The sequence below is a fragment of the Actinomycetota bacterium genome (genome assembly GCA_030776725.1).
Classification (GTDB): domain Bacteria; phylum Actinomycetota; class Nitriliruptoria; order Nitriliruptorales; family JAHWKO01; genus JAHWKW01.
Window position 1 is genome coordinate 18,296 of record JALYHG010000232.1, and the last position, 16,134, is coordinate 34,429.

Below are 16,134 nucleotides of genomic sequence, written 5' to 3' on the forward strand. Positions count from 1 at the left end.
GGAGCACGGTGTGGCCATCGGCGCCTCGTACTTCGGCAACCGGATCCTGCGCCATGTGGAAGCGGACATGGAGGACCTGGCGTCGCGTGGCTTCACCGCTGTGCTGCACACGATGAGCGAGAACGACCTCAACTACTACCCCCTGCAGATGGGCCGGCTCGTCGCGGCCGCCCACGACGTCGGGCTCGAGGTCCAGATCGGGCCGTGGGGGGTGGGCCACGCGTTCGGAGGGGAGGCGGAGAGCCTGTTCACCGCCAGCCATCCCGAGCTGGGTCAGGTCTTCGACAACGACCGCCGCGTCGGCGCCGCCTGTCTGAACCGCAACGCGTTCCGCGAACTCGTGAAGCGGTGGGCGGACACCGCGGTCGAGACGGGAGCGGACCGGATCTTCTGGGACGAGCCGCACTGGGCGCATCCGGAGCGGTTCGGCCTCGACGAGGACCGTTGGGCCTGCCGGTGTGGCGCCTGCCGGGCGCGGTTCCGCGAGGAACACGGTGGCGACATGCCGCGCGAGCTGACCGACGAGGTCGTCGCGTTCCGCGAGCGCTGCCTGGTCGAGTTCGTGCGTGAGCTCGTTGCCCACGTGTCGTCGCGCGGTGGACGCAGCACCGTCTGCCTCCTGCCCCTCGTCGAGGGCAGTCTCGGCCTGCGGGACTGGGCCGCGGTCGCGACCGCCGACGGGCTCGACACCATCGCCACCGACCCGTACTGGAAGGTCTTCGGGCAGCCCGCGTCCGCGTTCGTCGCTCGCTTCGCCCGCAAGGTCCGTGACCTCGCCGCCGCGCACCATCTCACCCCGCAGATCTGGATCCAAGGGTTCGGGCTCGGCCCCGAGGACCGCGACGACATCCACGCCGCCGTCCGCGCGGCACGCGCCGAGGGGGTCGACGACATCTGGACCTGGGGCTACGAGGCCTGCGGGCACATGGACTACCTCGCAACCCGCGATCCCGAGGCGGTGTGGGACGCGCTCACCGCGGCTCTGACCGGAGAGGAACGAGATGGCTGACCGCGACGTCGGCGACCTCCTCACCGAGCAGGTCCGCCCCGACCTCGCCGACTTGGACCTGCGCCCGACCGGCGAACTCGTCCGCCTCATGAACCGCGAGGACGCCACCGTCCCCGCCGCGGTCGCGACGGCCACGGACCTGTTGACCGCGGCGATCGACGCGATCGTCGAGCGGTTGCGGGTCGGTGGGAGGCTGGTCTACGTCGGTGCGGGCACGTCGGGGCGGCTGGCGCAGCTCGACGCCGCAGAGTGCGGCCCGACGTTCGGTGTCGATCCCGGTCGTGTCGTCGCGCTCCTCGCCGGTGGCCCCGACGCCGGGAAGACCGCGGTCGAGGGGGCCGAGGACGACACCGACGCCGCGGAGCGGGACATCATCGAGTCGGGGGTGGACCACGGGGACGCGGTTGTCGGGCTCGCCGCGTCCGGCCGCACCCCCTACGTCCTGGCAGCGGTCGATGCGGCGCGCGCGGCCGGAGCCCTCACCGTCGGCGTGAGTTGCAACCCCGGCACGCCGCTCAGCGCCCGGGTCGACCATCCGATCGAGATCCCGGTCGGTGCAGAGGTCATCGCCGGCTCGACACGCCTGAAGGCCGGGACGGCGCAGAAACTCGTGCTCAACACGATCTCGACCGTCGCCATGGTCCGGCTCGGCAGGACCTTCGGCAACCTGATGGTGGATGTGCAGGCGACGAACGACAAGCTCCGGGAGCGGGCCCGCCGGATCGTCGCCGAAGCCACCGGTGCGGGTCCGGCCGCGGTCCATGAGGCGCTGGAAGCGGCGGACAGCGACGTGAAGACCGCGATCGTCAGCATCGCCGCCGGGGTCGATGCGGAGACGGCACGACGGCGGCTCGACGAAGCCGGGGGCGCGGTCCGGGCCGCTATCGGCGTCCCGCCGGGATGATCGTGATCGGGCTCATGTCGGGCACGTCCGCGGATGCCGTCGACGTCGCCGCCGCCGACGTGCGCCTGCCCGACGAGAGCATCCGCGTCCGGACGCTGGGGGCCACGACGCATCCCTTCCCAGCCGCTGTGCGCGACCTCCTCGACAGCGTGCTGTCCGGCCACAGCCTGACCGCGGCGCAGCTGTGCAGGCTCGACAGCGAACTCGGCCAGACGTTCGCGAACGCGGGGGCCGCTGGCATCGATGCGCTCAGCACCGACCGCCCCGACCTCGTCGTCTCGCATGGACAGACCGTCCACCACTGGGTGGAGGACGGAGCGGTGCGCGGCACCCTGCAGCTCGGCAACCCCGCATGGATCGCCGAACGCACCGGTCTGCCGGTGATCTCCGATCTCCGCGTCCGCGACGTCGCCGCGGGAGGTCAGGGCGCGCCGCTGGTCAGCCTCGTGGACGCCCTCCTCCTCGGCGGCTCGGAGCAGCCGGAGGCGGCCCTCAACCTCGGCGGGATCGCGAACCTCACCGTCGTCACGCCCAACACCGATCCGGTCGCCTTCGACGTCGGACCAGCGAACGCGCTCCTCGACGCCGCGGTCCGCCGGCACCGCGACGGCGCAGGCTGGGACGAGGGCGGAACGCTCGCGGCCCGCGGGCAGGTGAACGACGTGCTGCTCGACGTGCTCCTCGACGATCCCTACTACCGGCGGTCACCTCCGAAGACGACCGGCAAGGAGCGCTTCAACCGCCCCTACCTCGACGAGGCGCTCGCGCGGGCGCCCGTCGGCGAGCTCGAGGACGTCCTCGCCACGCTCACCGCCGCCGCCGCGCGGGTGATCGCCGACGCGCTCCGCCCGTTCGCGGTCGGGCGCGTCACCGCAAGCGGCGGCGGGGTCCGCAACGCGACGCTCATGCGGATACTCGCAGCCGAGCTCGCCCCGGCCGACGTCGTCACCTCGGACGTCTGGGGGCTGCCCCCCGACAGCAAGGAGGCGTACGCCTTCGCCGTCCTGGGCTTCCTCAGCTGGAACGGCATCGCCGGCACCCTCCCGAGCTGCACCGGCGCGCGCGGCAGCCGGATCCTGGGCTCGCTCACGCCGGGCCGCGGCCCCCTCACCGTCCCTGCTCCGGCGGGGGGCCGTCCGCGACGGCTCGTGATCGAAGGGCCGGGATGACGCGTCTGGGGGCCGCCGCCGCACTCGTCGACGGGGAGATCGTGCCCGGCGACGTCGAGATCGACGAGGGCCGCGTCGCCCTGGTGGGGGTGAGCCCCGCGGGGCGAGGAGGCCTCGCCGCCCCCGGCTTCGTCGATCTACAGGTGAACGGGTTCGGCGGCGTCGACCTGCTGGGCGCGGATCCGGACGGGTACCGGACGGCGGGCGAGGCGCTGGTGCGCACCGGTGTCACGGCATACCAGCCGACCTTCATCACCGCCCCCGAGGAGCGCCTCGTCGCCGCGGTGCGGGTGATGGAGACGGCCCGGCGCCATGGAGGCGGCGGGGGTGAGGTCCTGCCCCGGATCGTCGGTGCCCACCTCGAAGGCCCGTTCCTGTCGCGCCAGCGGCTTGGCACGCACCCGGCCGGGCCGCGTCGAGATCCCGAGCGTGGCCTGCTGGAGCGCATCGTGTCGGCCGGACACGTCACGACGGTCACGCTCGCGCCGGAACTGCCGGGGGCCCTCGAGCTCGTCGATCTCCTCCGTGGCCGGGGCATCCTGGTCTCAGCCGGACACACCGACGCCGACGCGGAGACCGCCCATGCGGCGTTCGACCGAGGGGTGCGAGCCGTCACCCATCTGTTCAACGCGATGACGCGGATGACCCCTCGCAGGCCGGGGGTCGTCGGCGTCGCCCTCACCCGAGACGACGTCGTGGTCACGTTGATCGTCGACGGCCACCACCTCGCGGCAGAGACCGTGAAGCTCGCGTGGCGCGCCGCAGCGGGGCGGCTCGCGCTCGTCACCGACGCCATCGCCGCCGCTGGCGTCGGTGACGGCAGCTACCGGCTCGGCGACGTCACCGTCGAGGTCGTCGACGGGGAGGCCCGCCGAGAGGACGGCACCCTCGCCGGCAGCGCCCTGACCATGATCGATGCCGTCCGCAACCTGCACCGACTCGGCGTCCCACTCGCAGACGCCCTCGATGCGGCCGCGGCCGTCCCCGCTCGCCTACTGCAGCGTGGCGATCTCGGCGTGCTCCGGCCGGGCGCACGCGCCGATCTGGTCGTCCTCGACGATCGCCTGGAACTTCGCCGGGTGCTCGTGAGCGGAACCCAAACCTGACCATCCGGTGCGACCCCCCGGCTCCCGCCGGCCTGACGCAGGAGACCCGTACCCCGTGACCGGCTCTCGTTCGGATGTGGACCCGCTGGAGTTGCTCCACCGAAGTCTCGGTGACCTCGTCCCCGGCCCGGTCACTCCAGGGGCCGTTGTCCTGATCTCGCGCGGTCGAGTCGCCGTCTTCCACCGTGCCTACGGGTGGGCGCAGACCCACGACCACGACGGTCCGATCGAGCACCCGCGACCCATGACGAAGGACACGATCTTCGACATCGCGTCGATCACGAAGGTGTTCACCACGTCGGCGATCATGCGGCTCGAGGCGGACGGTGAGATCGCCCTCGACACGCCGGCGAAGGCCTTCCTCCCCGCGCTCGGATCGGACCCGGCTCCCCTCACCGTCGATCAGTTGCTCACCCACCGAGGCGGCCTCGCCGCGTGGCAGCCCGTCTACCTCTACGCCAAGCAGCGCGACGAGGCGCTCGAGTGGGTCTGCCACCACGGCGTCAGGCATCGCGCGGACCGTCGCCGGCGCTACTCGGATCTCGGCTTCATCCTCCTCGGTGGGATCGTCGAACAGGTGACCGGTGAGCGGCTCGACCGGTTCTGCGAACGGGAGATCTTCACGCCGCACGGCATGACGGCCACGTGCTTCCAGCCGCTGGAACAGACCCGTGGGTTGATCGCCGCCACCTCGACGGGCAACCGCACGGAGCAGCGGATGATCGAGACGAACGATCCCGAGGCCGTGGACGGATCCCCGGGCGACTTCCGCCACTGGCGAACCCACACCCTCGTCGGCGAGGTACAGGACGGCAACGCCGCTCACGCCTTCGGAGGCGTGGCGGGATCGGCAGGTGCTTTCTCCACCGCATCGGACCTCGCTGCGTTCGGCGGCGCGCTGTCCGACACGCTGAACGGCGGGGCGAGCATCTGGGATCGTTCGACCCTGGAACGGTTCCTCCGTGAGCCCTACGACCGCGGGCAGGGCCGAGGGTGGTGGACGCGTCGCTGCGACTGGGGACGCGAGAGGGTCGGCTTCGGTCACGGAGGCTTCACCGGCTGTGAGATCGTTGTGGTGCCCCGGGCGGAGGCGGTCGCCGTCCTCCTCACCAACCGGCTGCACACCGAGCGCGATCCGCCCCCGGATCACATGGAGCTATGGCGGCTGACCCTCGACGCCCTGCGGGGATCAGTGGCGCTGTAGACCCTTGCGTCACCCCACGAGCGTTCACGCCCCGTTCAGGGGCGATGTTCGATCAGCTCGCAGTAGCGGCCTCCCTGCTCGGCTGATGGGGTGCGTGCCAGGAGGCGTTCCAGCTCGTTCCGAGCTCGGCGCATCTGCATGATGCGCTGGTCCAACTCGGTGATCCGCTGTCTCGCGACCTCCAGGACGTAGTCGCACGGGCGCATGCCCCGGTCACGAAGCGCCAGGATCTCCCGGATCTCATCGAGGCGCAGGTCCAGTTCTGTCGCGCGGCGGACGAACCCCAACCGGTCGACGTCTTCCGGGCCGTACTCGCGGTAGCCCGCGGCCGTGCGGGGCGGTTCGGGCAGCAGCCCGATCGACTCGTAGTAGCGGATCGTCTTGGGGTCGACGCCGACCTCATCGGCGAGCTCACCGATGCGCATGCACCCTCCCCGATCAACTGCTCGCCGCGCCGAGGCCAGTCGGACCTCAGCATCGACGACCCTAATCCTGCCAGGCGGGGATACCGTCGCCCCGTGATCGTGGCGAGGAGCGGCCGGCTCGGTCCTGGGTGTCGTACCCGTCCGGCGGGGTCCGTCTGCTGCGCCGACCCGGTCGGCCCCTACGGTGCGAACGCCGACGTTCCCGTCGCGCGGCTCATCTCATGTGGCCGACCAACAACACGCACAACGAGAGGAACCCTGATGTCGCGGTTCGTGCTTCTCCTGGCCGTCATCATGCTGGCCGTGACCGCCTGCCAGCGCGCACCGGAAGAGGAGCCGGCCACCCCGACCAGCCCCGCCGAGACGGTGACGACCCCCACCACCCCGGCGGCGACCGGACCCATGGCCCGGACCGCGACGTGCGAGAACCCGGAGGCGTCGTACCGGATCGATTACCCCGCGGACTGGGAGACCAACACAGGTGACGTCGTTGCGGAGTGCAGCTTGTTCGACCCGGCACCCATTGAGATCGAGCCGGGAACCGAGATCGGGTTCGAGATCGCCATCGCCGTCCGCGTGGACAACGTGCCCTTCGAGCGGGTCACGGAGGAGGACACCGCCGTTGAGGTGACGAGCCGGGAGGAGACCACCGTCGCTGGTCGTCAGGCTGTCCGCATCGAGGGTGACGGCACCGGTCAGGCGAGCGTCCCCGAGGGCATGGGTGTCTACCGCTATGCCGTCGACGTCGATGGGGCGACGCTCATCGCGGCGACCTACGACGCCGGCGAACTCGCCTTCGAGACGAAGAAGCAGGTCCTCGACGAGATGATGGCCAGCCTCGAGTTCGTCGGGACGCCGGGCCCCCGCGCCACCCCGTGACCACCGGGTAACGCGCGCCCCGACGGCTCCCGCCGCCTGACCGAGCGAGGTACGACGCGCGTCAGGTCAGGCGCGCGATCTCGTCGCGCTCGGGCCACCCGACCGGTTCCCCGGATCGCCTCGTGACGCCTTCCCCCTCGATCACGTCGCCGACCGTCGCGGCGATCACGCGATGGCGGTGCAGCTCATCGACGGCCTCGCGGGCCGTGTCGGGCGGGAAGGTCGCGAGCAGGCAGCCCGACGCCAGCGTCGCCCACGGGTCCGCACCCAGAGCCCGACACACCGACAGGCCAGGTTCGAACCACGCGATCGCGTCGGCGTCCACCCGTAGCCCCACCCTCGACGCCCGTGCGAGCTCGTGCAGGCCGGACGCCAAGCCGCCCTCGGTCGGGTCGTGCAACGCTGTTGCGCCGAGCTGCGCGGCGAGGATCGCGCCGTCGACCACGGAGATCCCCGGGTCGCGGATGGCGTTCCGTGCGGCGTCGAGCGTGGCGCGGTCGACCTCGCCGAGCCGGTCGGCCGCCTCGGCCGCGAGGACGGCGGCGCCTTCGACCGGGACGGGTCCAGCCTGCACGAGGACGTCACCGGGCCGCGCTCCGGAGGTGGCGACGACCCGCCGGTCGTCCACCAGACCGAGCATCTGGCCGACCACGACGGTCTGGGTGACCGCCGCGGTGACCTCCGTGTGGCCCCCGATCAGAGTGGCGCCGACGTCGTCGAGCGCCGTGCGCAGGTCGGCGAAGAGCTCACGCAGCTCCGGTTCCGTCGTCCCCCGCGGGAGCAGCACCGAGGCGAGGAACCACCGTGGTGTGGCGCCCATGACGGCGACGTCGTTGGCGTTCACCACGACCGCGAACGCGCCGACGTCGCTGCCCGTGAGGGTCACCGGGTCGGTGGCCACGACCAGGGTTCCGGCGGGGAGGTCGAGGGCGGCGGCGTCCTCCCCGATCCCCGGCCCGACCCGGACCTCCGGCGGTGTCGGGCCGAAGCCGTCGAGGAGCGAGGCGAGGAGGTCGACGGGAACCTTCCCCGCGGCCAGCGGCGTGTCAGCCATCACACCGAACCTAGCCCAGCCCCCCGACCGCGCTGCTCGCTCCCTGGCCGCAGCCACCGCGACGGTCGGCGCCACCGACGGGGCATGATGAACCGACCGCAGTGTGGGGCCGAGCGTGCAACTGACGGTGCTGACGATCAACGTGTGGGGGACCAACCCGCCCCACGACGAACGGATGGCCGGCCTCGTCCGGTACCTGCGGTCCCAGCGCCCCGACGTGGTCGGCCTTCAGGAGGTCGACGACCTCGACGGACGGTCGCAGGCCCACCGCATCGCCGAGGAGGTCGGGTACGCCACCGTCGCACACCATCGTGTCGTCGGCCGCGACGGCGAGTTGGGCGAGGGCCTGTCGTTGCTGACGGATCTCCCCGCCCAACAGCGCCCCGCCGTCACGCTTCCCGGCGTTTCGGACGACCCCCGGGCGCTGCAGCTGATCGAGATCGGCGCCGGCGACGGGGCTGACATCCTGGTTGGCAACACGCACCTGAGCTGGCCCCTGGACGCCACCGACGTCCGCGTGCGGCAGGCCAAGCGGATCCGTGAGGAGTTCTCGTCGTGGACAGGGCCGATCATCCTCGTGGGCGACCTCAACGACGTCCCCGGCTCACCGACGCTCCGCGTCCTCACCGGACCGGACGACGCGTTCGAGCCGCTCGTCGACTGCTACGCCCGACGTCACGGCGACGACGGCGAGGACGAGTGGACCTTCCACCCCGACAACCCCTACGTCTGGCAGCCGAGCCTCCTGCGCCGCCGGGTTGACCACATCCTGGTCCGGGGCCTGAGAGTGGTCGACGCCGCGATCGTGCTGCGCGGGGACGACGCGCCCATCGTGTCCGACCACTTCGGCGTCCGGGCGACCCTCGACATCCACGGCTGAGCAGCGTCGCGGTCAGTCGAGCGCGCTCCTGCAGCGCCTGCGGAGGGTCCACCACAGCGGGGGAGCGAGCGACAGGTCGCCCCGCGCGTCGATCCGGACCCGCGCCCGCCGGTCCAGTGCCCGTTCGTCGCGACGATGGTCGGGGACGCTGCCCTGCGCGCACGTCCGACGCGGGCCACGGTGGCAACGACATGCACGGCGGGGACCCACCCGCTCCACGTATCCCACGATCAGGAGACCGCCATGACCAAAACGATCGAACAGAGCACCGAGGTCAACGTCCCGGTCCGCACGGCGTACAACCAGTGGACGCAGTTCGAGGAGTTCCCCCGCTTCATGCGGGGTGTCGAGGAGGTCCGTCAGATCGATGACACGACCCTGCACTGGAAGGCGCAGATCGCGGGCGTCGAGCGCGAGTGGACCGCGAAGATCACCGAGCAGACGCCTGATCAGCGCATCGCCTGGGAAGCCATCGGTGAGACCACCCACGCTGGGGCGGTGACGTTCCACAAGGTCGACGAGGACACCACCCGGGTGATGCTGCAGCTGCAGATCGAGCCCGACGACTTCGCCGAGAAGGCGGCCGACGCGCTGCACCTCACCGACCAGCGAACCAAGGGGGATCTGCAGCGCTTCAAGGAGTTCATCGAGACACGGGGTGAGGAGACCGGCGCCTGGCGCGGTGAGGTCCCGCAGGATCCCACCAGCTGAGGCATCCATCGGCCGCCTTCGCACCCGAGCACGTCGGTGTCCGAACGACCATGCCGGCGGCGGCGGTTGGATGCGCCGACCCCCATAGTGCTCCCTCCGGCCCCACCGCGGGGGTGCGAGCCGGATGCAGCGAGGATGGGACACATGATGGACGTCATCCCGCAGAAGGCACGCAAGGTGGTTCCGGCGCCGACGCTGACGGCTCGCTCTGGCGAGCTGGCCGGGACGGTTCTGCGACTGCACGAGGGCGACGGCACGATCGGCCGGCGTGAGGACAACACCTACGTCATCGCCGACCCGCGGGTGTCGCGGGTCCACGCCTCTGTCCGTAAAGAGGCGGGCGCCTACGTCCTGACCGACCTGGGTAGCAGCGCGGGCACGACGGTCAACGGTGAGCAGCTCACCGGTCCCAGCGTCCTGCACCACGGTGATGTGGTGGCGCTGGGGCCGGTCGCGTTCGTGTTCGAGGATCCGGGAACCATGGCATCCGACGACGAGCTCACGATGGTGATCGAGCTCCCCGAGACACCGATCGGACCCAAGCTGTCGCCACGTCAGCAGCAGGTGCTCGAGTTGATGGCAGAGGGCATGACCAACAGCCAGATCGGCGCCCAGCTCGGGGTCACCGAACGCACCATCAAGGCCTACGCCCAGGAGCTGTACGACAAGCTCGGGGCCCGCAACCGGGCGGGCGCGGTCGCGCAAGCCGCCAAACAAGGTCTGCTGTAGCCGGCCCCCACGGCGGCTGACCGGCGCCTCGAAGAAGCCCGGAAGCGGCCGCGCTCGAGACCCAACACCGACCAGTGACGTAGCCTCCGGTTCGGAGGAGAGTCCGTGCTGGGTCACGTGGTCGACGTCGCGCAGCTGCTGCGCGGGTACGGCATCGCGCTGGGCGACCTCAGCGACGTCCTGGCCCGCCGCTACGGCGAGCGGCTCGCCCTCGAGGACGCAGCACCGACCCCGGGGCTACCCACGGGGTCGGGTCGGACCTACCGCGACGTCGAGGAGGCGGTGGCTCGGCTCGCGGCGGCGCACCGGACCATGGGGACCTCCGCCGGTGACGTGGTCCTGGTGGTGTGCCGAAACCGCATCGACATCGTCTTCCACGCCATGGCGCTCGCCCGGGTCGGCGCGGTCGCGGCACCGGTCAACTCCCGCCTCGCGCCGGGGGAGATGTCTGCCGTCGCCGCTGCGGCCGGGGCCGTCGCAGCGGTGGCGGATCCCGACATCGCCCGCGACATCGGCGGCGCTACCGGTCTGCGTCACCTCGCCTGGCGGCTGACGACCGACGGCGGCGACGCGGTCGACGTGGCGGCGTGGCTGGCCGCGCATCCAGGACAGCGGATGGGGCCGACCGACCGGGACCCTGACGCCACGGCGCTCATCCTGGCGACGTCCGGAACGACGGGCACCCCCAAGGCGGCCCGGCTCACGAGCCACGGGCTGCTGGGCGGGGTCGGCCGGCTGGCCATGGCCCCGGTCGGGTGGCGGGTCGGACCGCGAGCGCACCGCGACCTGGCCCTCGCGGCGCTCCCACTGACCCACGTGATGGGGTTCTCGGTGGTGTTGAGCGCTCTGTGCGCGGGTGTGCCACTGGTGCACCGTGCCCGCTTCGACGCCGCCGAGGTCCTCGACGTGATCGAGGAACGCCGCCCGAACGTGTTCGTGGGGGTTCCGACGATGTACGCCGACCTCGAATCGGCCGGTGCCAACGACCGCGATCTGGCGAGCGTCCAGCTGTGGGTCAGCGCAGCCGACATCATGCCGGCGGCACGCGCCCGGCGTTTCCAGCAGTACGGCGCCGCCGCGGACGTCGGCGGTTGGCGTCTGGGTACGGCCGCCTTCGCGGACGTGTACGGCATGGTCGAGATGTCAGGTCCGGCTGCCGTCCGGCTGTTCCCCCCGTCGCTGATCCGGCCGGTTCCCGCTCCTCCTCTGAGCGTCACCCTGCCCGGCGTGGAGGTCCGTGCGGTCGACGACGACGGTGCGCCCGTTGCCTGGGGTCGGGTCGGCCAGTTGCAGTTCCGCGGCCCTGGCGTCCTGGCGTCGTACGCGGACGGTCCGGAGGCCTGCGACAGCCACGGATGGTTGTCCACCGGCGACCTCGGCCGTGTCTGGCCGGGAGGGGTTCTGACGTTCGTCGGTAGGACGCGTGACCGCTTGAAGGTCAGCGGTTTCTCGGTGTTCCCAGCGGAGGTGGAGGCCAGGCTGCGTCGCCATCCTGATGTCGCCGACGTGGCGTTGGTCGGCCTCCCCGACGAACGTCACGGCGACCGTCCCGTCGCACTGGTCGTCCCGGGCAGCGACAGCTTCGACGCGGAGGTCTTCCTGGACTGGGCCGCGACGGAGGTGGCCGGCTACCGGCGTCCCCGGGCGGCGTACGTCATCGATGCCCTCCCGCGTGGTCCGCACGGCAAGGTCGACCGCGCCGCAGCCAGCCACCTGGCGGCCGACCTCGCGGGCAAGTCGGACGTTGACGAGCGCACGCACCGTGCACGGTGAGCATCCGTGTGGCGCTCCGAGCGGGTTCGCGCGGTCCCTACCCTGCTAGGAGCAGGACCAGGGCGACGATCACGATCAGCAACACGATGCCGCCGCTCGGCCCGTAACCCCAGCCGCGGCTGTAGCCCCACCGCGGCAGCGACCCGATCAACGCCAGGACGAGCAGCACCAGCAGGATGATGATTAGCAGGCTCACTGTGTCCTCCCCACGGTCGAGCGGCCCCAACCTTAGGGTACGCAGGCGGGCAGGTGCCCACCTGCATCACCCGTCTGGCTGCTGACCGAGCCGCTCGTACGCCCGCGCGATGGCCCGTTTGGCGGCCTCATGCGCGCGGGCGTCCAACTCCTCCTGCAGCGACCCGAACGAGCCCGGGCGGACCAGGCCCTGTTCACGAGCGGTGCGAGCCACGGCCTCGGCCACGGCCGGGGCGACCGACCGGTCGAACGGTGAGGGGATGATGTAGTCCTCTGAGACCTCATCACCGACGATCGCCGCGATGGCGCGGGCGGCCGCGACCTTCATCTCGTCGGACACCGCAACCGCTGCGGCATCCAGCAACCCCCGGAAGATGCCTGGGAACGCCAGCACGTTGTTGATCTGGTTGGGGTAGTCCGAGCGGCCGGTCGCCACGATGGCGGCGTAGGGACTGACCTCCTCGGGCATGATCTCCGGCACCGGGTTGGCCAGCGCGAAGATGATCGGGTGGTCGGCCATGGTCTTGACCAGCCCGACGGGCAAGCTGCGCGGGCCGGACACGCCGATGAACACGTCGGCCCCATCGATCGCGTCGGCGAGGTCGCCCTCCACCTCGCGGGGGTTGGTCTGCTTGGCCAGACGTCGCTTGATCGGGTCGTTGCCCTTGCGTCGCATCGTGAGTATGCCCTGGCGGTCGACCGCCACCAGGTCGTGGACACCGGCGGCCATCAACAGGTTGGCCACCGCGACACCGGCCGCCCCGGCACCTTGCAGCACGATCCGCAGGTGCGGGAGTTCCTTGCCGACCACCTTCGCGGCGTTGACCAGTGCGGCGAGGACGACCACCGCCGTGCCGTGCTGGTCGTCGTGGAAGACGGGGATGTCCAACTGCTGGCGGAGCTTGCCTTCGATCTCGAAGCACCGCGGTGCGGAGATGTCCTCGAGGTTGATGCCACCGAACCCGTCGGCGATCCGGGCGACCGTCTCCACGAACGTGTCTGGGTCGGTCTCGTCGACCAGGATCGGGTACGCGTCGACGCCCCCGAACTCCTTGAACAACATGACCTTGCCCTCCATCACCGGGAGGGCGGCCAACGTGCCGATGTGTCCCAGGCCGAGGACGGCGGTGCCGTCGGTCACCACCGCGACGCTGTTGGATCTGATCGTCAGGCGGTACGCCTCGGTGGGGTCCTCAGCGATCATCTGGCAGATCCGTCCCACGCCCGGCGTGTACACCAGCGACAGGTCCTCGCGGTCGCGGACCGCACGTCTGTTCTCCACGGTGATCTTCCCGCCGAGGTGGGCGCGGACCACCTCGTCGGTGAGCGCCAGCACCTCGATGCCGTCGATGCTGTCGAGCGCGACCGCGATCTCCTCGCCGTGGGACTCGTCGCGGACCTCGACGGTCAGGTCGCGGACGACCATGTGGCGGTGGGCGCGGACGGGATCGATCGAGGCGATGTCCCCGCCGTGTTCCTCGATCGTCCCGGTGACGCTGCCGAGCATCCCCGGCACGTTCTCGAGGGCCACGCGCATCGTCACGTGGTACTTGGTCATCCGCCGTCTCCGCGTTGGTCGGCGAGGATAGTCGCGGTCACCTCGCGCCCGTCTGGTCGGGAGCCGACTCGCCGCCCCCGGCCGTGGTCCCGCGGCGGCTCATCGGCGCAGCCCCGCCCGCCCCGGTCATGGGCGTCTCTTCGAGCGACGGCGGTGCTTGCTGCGCGGCAAGTGGCGACGAGCTGTGCGGGTGCGGTCGGTCACGGCCCGGTTGGCGGCCTCCGCGCGTTGAGCGCGGCGGTGGAAGAGCCACGCCATCACCGCGAACAGCACGCCGGCGACGGCAGCGTTCCATGCCATCGCGACCCACCCGCTGCGCCGCTGCAGCAGCATCGCGGCGACCGGGCCGATCAGCCACGCCCACCGCCAGAAGCGCTGCTGGTTGCGTGCCACGCGGACCGCGAGCGCCGCCTCCCGTGGGTCGTCCAGCGCCCGTCCGCGGTTCACCGCCCGGACGATGCGCCGGCGTGTGCTGAAGTCCAGCTTCGACCACTGCTGGCGGTGGGCGTCGGGATCGGGACGCGAGCGAGCTGAAGGCACGGCAGCAACCTATCGCCGCCCACCACACGACGCCGACGCAGCCGCTGCCGCCTACGATGGGCGATCCCGGACGCGAGGAGCCGCGTGAGCGTCGTGAAGATCAACGCCCTGGACGTCCCGCCGCACATGGCCGACACGCTCGAGGAACGCTTCGCCGCCCGGGCCGGGGAGGTCGAGAAGCTCCCCGGGTTCGAGGGCTTCTCCCTGCTGCGGCCCACCGACGAAGGTGGCCGCTACTTCGTCGTCACCCGGTGGGAGAGCGAGGACGCTTTCCAGGCGTGGGTCGACAGCGACGCGTTCCGGAAGGGCCACGCGCAGAGTGCCCGCCACGGACCCGCCGCGACCGGCTCCGAGCTGTTGAGCTTCGAGGTCGTCCTGGACGTCGGCCGTCCCGAGGAGCGCTGAGGCGTGACGCGCCCACCGGGCGATCCGCCGGTTACGATCCGTGGTTCCGCGGGCAGGGGAACGGCGTGGGGCGTGAGGTCGGCTGCGGGAGGCTGCGCGCAGTGCTCCTGCTCGCCATGGTGGTCGCGGCGGTGGCGGCGGCTCCGGCCGCCAACGCGGCGCCGGCGCTGCGCATCGAGCCGCTGACGTGGAACGTGATCGGCTTGGACCACAACGACGTGTCGCAGGGCCCCAATGTCTTCCTGGTCGGGGCGCGGGTGTGCAACACCGGCGACGCCGCGGCGACCGGCGTGTCCACCACCTTCGTGTGGGACTCGGACAACCCTCTGATCACGCTGCGTGGCACGCCGACCCTCGCGCTCGGCGACCTGGCCCCGGGCCAGTGCGCCGACGCCTACTACGACGTCGCGGTGGCGCGCGACCCGGCGGCCAGGGGAACCGCCCGTCGCTACCACATCGAAGCGACCGGCGCCGGACTCGGCGCGGTGAGCACGCCCACGCCGCGTGAGCTGTTCGTGCAGCCGATCCTGTCGCAGAACCGCAACGACGCGACGGCCGTCACCGGGCCGACCGAGGTCGTGGTCGGCCAGACCTACCAGTACGAGACGGTCGCTTCGACCTCCCCGCAGGGCTTCGCACAGCTGGAGGTCTTCCTCGACTTCCCGGACACCATCTTCCGCATCCTCGACGTCGACGTCACCTACGGCGCCCCGCCCGGCGCCACCAACGATCGGACCTACGCCGACGCGTGCGGCTGGGAGGACGACCCGACGTCCTTGGACTACCTGTCGTGCGTCGGGCCGCCCAACTACGCGGGCGGGCGCGTTGGAGGGACGGTCACCACCGTCTACACCGTGCAGATCGTGGGCACAGGGACCGCGACCATGAGGCAGACCATCCTGGACATCTCCGGCGGCAGCTACCACTACAACGCCGACTTCAACACCGCCACGCCAGGGATCGAGCAGATCACCGTCACCGCGGTGGCGCCCCCCGACCTGGCCGTGGCCAAGACCCACACCGGTGACTTCACGGTCGGGGTCCCCGCCGACTACACGATCACGGTGAGCAACGTCGGGTCCGGTCCCACCGTCGGCGCGGTCACCGTCAGCGACCCGTTGCCGTCAGGGCTCGTGCCCGTCGCTGCGGACGGCGCCGGATGGACCTGCGACATCGCCGGCCAGGACGTCACCTGCACGACGCCCGGCCCGCTGGCCGCCGGGGCCAGCAGTGCCATCACCGTCACCGTCCGCCCGGAAGCTGCGGCCGTCCCCGGCGTCACCAACACGGTCACCGTGGCGACACCCGGTGACCTCGACCCTGACAACGACCGCGCCAACGACCCCACCACCGTCCGCCAGCTCCTGCCGGGCCTCACCGTCGAGAAACGCGCCGACCCACCGGGCGGACAGCCGGTCGCTCCCGGAAGGGAGCTAACCTACACCATCGTGGTCACCAGCGTCGGGGAGGCCACCGCCCACGACGTGGTCCTCACCGACCCGCTCCCGGCTGGGACCACCACGCTGGCTGTGGCGTTGGACGGCGTGGACGTCGGCGACGGCGCCGCTGCACTCGGCGCCGGCCTGCCGCTGG

At 71.5% G+C, this 16,134-nt stretch carries 17 protein-coding genes; 12 read left to right on the top strand and 5 right to left on the bottom strand.

The genetic code is table 11. From position 1 onward, the window contains the following. The first annotated feature begins 10 nt into the window (after positions 1-10). The 5 genes from M3N57_11320 to M3N57_11340 all read left to right on the top strand — a co-directional run bounded on the left by M3N57_11320 (position 11) and on the right by M3N57_11340 (position 5,392). Positions 11-1,009, top strand: a complete 999-nt coding sequence (locus M3N57_11320) for a hypothetical protein (protein ID MDP9023258.1) — start codon at positions 11-13, stop codon at positions 1,007-1,009. Next, a complete protein-coding gene (gene murQ / locus M3N57_11325; protein MDP9023259.1) occupies positions 1,002-1,913 on the top strand; it encodes an N-acetylmuramic acid 6-phosphate etherase in 912 nt (303 codons plus the stop codon). Before M3N57_11320 ends, murQ begins: the two co-directional genes overlap by 8 nt. Next, the gene (locus tag M3N57_11330) at positions 1,910-3,082 is read left to right on the top strand and encodes an anhydro-N-acetylmuramic acid kinase (GenBank protein MDP9023260.1); all 1,173 of its coding nucleotides are present in this window, start codon (positions 1,910-1,912) and stop codon (positions 3,080-3,082) included. Before murQ ends, M3N57_11330 begins: the two co-directional genes overlap by 4 nt. Continuing rightward, positions 3,079-4,188, top strand: a complete 1,110-nt coding sequence (gene nagA / locus M3N57_11335; GenBank protein ID MDP9023261.1) for an N-acetylglucosamine-6-phosphate deacetylase — start codon at positions 3,079-3,081, stop codon at positions 4,186-4,188. Before M3N57_11330 ends, nagA begins: the two co-directional genes overlap by 4 nt. 76 nt (positions 4,189-4,264) lie before the next feature. Then, entirely contained in the window at positions 4,265-5,392 is a 1,128-nt protein-coding gene (locus M3N57_11340) for a beta-lactamase family protein (protein ID MDP9023262.1), read from the top strand. 35 nt (positions 5,393-5,427) lie between these two features. On the opposite strand, the gene M3N57_11345 is transcribed toward M3N57_11340, so the two are convergent. Continuing rightward, positions 5,428-5,817 (bottom strand): heavy metal-responsive transcriptional regulator, encoded by a 390-nt coding sequence (locus M3N57_11345; GenBank protein ID MDP9023263.1) that lies wholly within the window; start codon positions 5,815-5,817, stop codon positions 5,428-5,430. A 261-nt stretch (positions 5,818-6,078) separates the two neighbouring features. On the opposite strand from M3N57_11345, the gene M3N57_11350 reads away from it, so the two are divergent. Then, positions 6,079-6,696 carry a hypothetical protein gene (locus tag M3N57_11350; protein ID MDP9023264.1) on the top strand — a complete coding sequence of 206 codons (618 nt, stop codon included), beginning with the start codon at positions 6,079-6,081 and terminating at the stop codon, positions 6,694-6,696. A gap of 61 nt (positions 6,697-6,757) precedes the next feature. Here M3N57_11350 and M3N57_11355 read toward each other — a convergent pair whose 3' ends face one another. Then, complete coding sequence (locus tag M3N57_11355) at positions 6,758-7,750, bottom strand: AIR synthase-related protein (protein ID MDP9023265.1); 993 nt, start codon at positions 7,748-7,750, stop codon at positions 6,758-6,760. 115 nt (positions 7,751-7,865) lie between these two features. Here M3N57_11355 and M3N57_11360 point away from each other — a divergent pair, with 115 nt between their 5' ends. From M3N57_11360 to M3N57_11375, 4 genes are all read left to right on the top strand, one after another. After that, complete coding sequence (locus M3N57_11360) at positions 7,866-8,630, top strand: endonuclease/exonuclease/phosphatase family protein (protein MDP9023266.1); 765 nt, start codon at positions 7,866-7,868, stop codon at positions 8,628-8,630. Positions 8,631-8,873: 243 nt separating this feature from the next. Then, the gene (locus tag M3N57_11365; protein ID MDP9023267.1) at positions 8,874-9,341 is read left to right on the top strand and encodes an SRPBCC family protein; all 468 of its coding nucleotides are present in this window, start codon (positions 8,874-8,876) and stop codon (positions 9,339-9,341) included. A 144-nt stretch (positions 9,342-9,485) separates the two neighbouring features. Beyond that, positions 9,486-10,070, top strand: coding sequence for a LuxR C-terminal-related transcriptional regulator (locus tag M3N57_11370; protein MDP9023268.1), 585 nt, complete (start codon positions 9,486-9,488; stop codon positions 10,068-10,070). Between the two features lie 105 nt (positions 10,071-10,175). Further along, positions 10,176-11,843, top strand: a complete 1,668-nt coding sequence (locus M3N57_11375; protein MDP9023269.1) for an acyl--CoA ligase — start codon at positions 10,176-10,178, stop codon at positions 11,841-11,843. A gap of 37 nt (positions 11,844-11,880) precedes the next feature. Here the strand turns inward: M3N57_11375 and M3N57_11380 are convergent, their stop codons facing one another. From M3N57_11380 to M3N57_11390, 3 genes are all read right to left on the bottom strand, one after another. Next, on the bottom strand, positions 11,881-12,033 hold the full coding sequence (locus M3N57_11380; GenBank protein MDP9023270.1) for a DUF3309 domain-containing protein: 153 nt from the start codon (positions 12,031-12,033) through the stop codon (positions 11,881-11,883). 72 nt (positions 12,034-12,105) lie between these two features. Beyond that, entirely contained in the window at positions 12,106-13,596 is a 1,491-nt protein-coding gene (locus M3N57_11385) for an NAD-dependent malic enzyme (protein ID MDP9023271.1), read from the bottom strand. Between the two features lie 126 nt (positions 13,597-13,722). Beyond that, positions 13,723-14,136 (bottom strand): hypothetical protein, encoded by a 414-nt coding sequence (locus M3N57_11390; GenBank protein MDP9023272.1) that lies wholly within the window; start codon positions 14,134-14,136, stop codon positions 13,723-13,725. Between the two features lie 84 nt (positions 14,137-14,220). On the opposite strand from M3N57_11390, the gene M3N57_11395 reads away from it, so the two are divergent. Further along, positions 14,221-14,541 (top strand): antibiotic biosynthesis monooxygenase, encoded by a 321-nt coding sequence (locus M3N57_11395; protein ID MDP9023273.1) that lies wholly within the window; start codon positions 14,221-14,223, stop codon positions 14,539-14,541. 65 nt (positions 14,542-14,606) lie between these two features. After that, positions 14,607-16,134: DUF11 domain-containing protein (locus M3N57_11400; protein ID MDP9023274.1), on the top strand; the 1,528-nt coding region annotated here is incomplete at its 3' end.

Coding starts and splice junctions, on each gene's coding strand:
- murQ (MDP9023259.1), top strand. CDS start 1,002: ATGGCTGACCGCGACGTCGGCGACCTCCTCACCGAGCAGGTCCGCCCC.
- M3N57_11330 (MDP9023260.1), top strand. CDS start 1,910: ATGATCGTGATCGGGCTCATGTCGGGCACGTCCGCGGATGCCGTCGAC.
- nagA (MDP9023261.1), top strand. CDS start 3,079: ATGACGCGTCTGGGGGCCGCCGCCGCACTCGTCGACGGGGAGATCGTG.
- M3N57_11345 (MDP9023263.1), bottom strand. CDS start 5,817: ATGCGCATCGGTGAGCTCGCCGATGAGGTCGGCGTCGACCCCAAGACG.
- M3N57_11350 (MDP9023264.1), top strand. CDS start 6,079: ATGTCGCGGTTCGTGCTTCTCCTGGCCGTCATCATGCTGGCCGTGACC.
- M3N57_11355 (MDP9023265.1), bottom strand. CDS start 7,750: ATGGCTGACACGCCGCTGGCCGCGGGGAAGGTTCCCGTCGACCTCCTC.
- M3N57_11365 (MDP9023267.1), top strand. CDS start 8,874: ATGACCAAAACGATCGAACAGAGCACCGAGGTCAACGTCCCGGTCCGC.
- M3N57_11370 (MDP9023268.1), top strand. CDS start 9,486: ATGATGGACGTCATCCCGCAGAAGGCACGCAAGGTGGTTCCGGCGCCG.
- M3N57_11385 (MDP9023271.1), bottom strand. CDS start 13,596: ATGACCAAGTACCACGTGACGATGCGCGTGGCCCTCGAGAACGTGCCG.